The sequence below is a fragment of the Pseudomonas sp. P5_B2 genome, assembly GCF_056400445.1.
The window spans coordinates 1-1584 of sequence record NZ_JBFULH010000813.1 but is presented as its reverse complement, the minus strand read 5'-3'; the positions used below and the strand labels follow the sequence as shown (position 1 = coordinate 1584).

The 1584-nt window shown below is 46.7% G+C and carries 2 protein-coding genes; one reads left to right on the top strand and one right to left on the bottom strand.

Translation table 11 applies throughout. The features are described 5' to 3' along the window. On the top strand, positions 1-854 hold an 854-nt coding region (locus AC1DRJ_RS27045), incomplete at its 5' end, for a hypothetical protein (RefSeq protein ID WP_477804846.1). 531 nt (positions 855-1385) lie between these two features. Here AC1DRJ_RS27045 and AC1DRJ_RS27040 read toward each other — a convergent pair. Beyond that, on the bottom strand, positions 1386-1584 hold a 199-nt coding region (locus AC1DRJ_RS27040), incomplete at its 5' end, for a hypothetical protein (RefSeq protein ID WP_477804845.1).

Below are 1584 nucleotides of genomic sequence, written 5' to 3'. Positions count from 1 at the left end.
CTCTATACCAAGCCCTCAGAGATCGACAAATGACAATGGAGAAAATTTCTATTTTGATCGCCGGAAAATTAGAAATAGCAGTTCTCGATTACGACACACAAAAATCAACCATCAAGGTAACACTAGAAAGTGGATGGACGAAAAATTTATCAGGGCTTGATATTTATGAATGTCTTGGAAAAATAATCAAATCGCTTCCTGATGTTAAATTTCTATGTAAAGGCGCAAAAATAAATGTGCGACCGTCCAGCATGTCCTCACAAATGAGCTGTGGGATTATGGCTTACGAGCACAAATTAGGCGTCCGCGCGTCACGAAAGGATCTTGTTAATATATTTCATTATGACGACCAAGGCATTATTAATGATCCACAACTGCAAACTGACTTCTTCCACCGCTGGCTACAATCCTTAAAGAATAGTCAACACAGATTAAAAACAACCTCTAACTCAAAGACGCTTATGAAAACATTTGAAATAGCCACCCATTCCGACGGCATCACCTATACCTCTACAATTGAATGCGGCCGCGAGGGAGTCCTGCCAACCTTACGATTCAGCAGCAATCCAAACAAGACATATAAAGCCCACGACCTGCTTGAATGTCTTGGTCTATTGCGAGCGGATTTTCCCGAAACTAAATTTCTATGCAAAGGAGCAAAAATCAACGTTTACACTTCGCGAATGTCATCGCAAATGTCCGCAGGACTTGTAGCGTATGAACTTCAATTAGGCAGACCAGCAGAGCCCGAGCATATTGTGAGAATATTCGACTATGAGGAAATCAATATTACGAACGACATTGAGAAACAACGGGATTTCTATAAACGGTGGATCGAATCGTTAGAAAAATAGGTGTACACACATGTTTATAGCACACTAGCATGGGGGGCCAGGAGTCGTGAACACCGATTATCAAAAAAGCCCAACTTATAGCTGGGCTTTGCCACCTTGAACCTTTTTTAGCATTAAGTACCGTTCTACTTTTGGACACCGCCAGTGCCACTATTGCCAACACTACCAGCGTTTTCAGCCTCATCCCCCATCGAACTCCCACCACTCACTACCCCACTTCCAGTCCCCGACCCGGTGCTGCTCCCATTAGCATCCCCGCCATTCCCGCTTGGGATAGAACCAGGCGGCAACGCCTTACCATCCGCGGAATTCGCATTCATTTCGGTATATGGAGGCATTCCCCCTTTATCCACAGGCGCATCATTCCCATTGGATTGAGCAACCGCGGTCAATGAGCCAACCGACAACAGCCCTGCAATGATCAGGGCTGTTAACTTTGAACTGATCATGGTGCATCTCCTTTAAAAGGTGCATACCTGATGTGGCAGCGCTCGCTTTTTAAAGTTGCCGCACAATCGACCAGCGGCTTTTTCAGCTAGGTTCACCCGAGTAATCATCACCGGCAATGTCCGGATCCTCAGGATCCGCCTCGACATCACCATCACCGCGCCTCACATCATCAGCAGGCAGTTGCTCCACCGCCGTGTCGTCATCTGGCGGACGTTGATCGCGACTCAACGGGTCTGTCGGTGAAGGCAGCGGATATTCAGGGGTGTCGTCGGTATCAGTG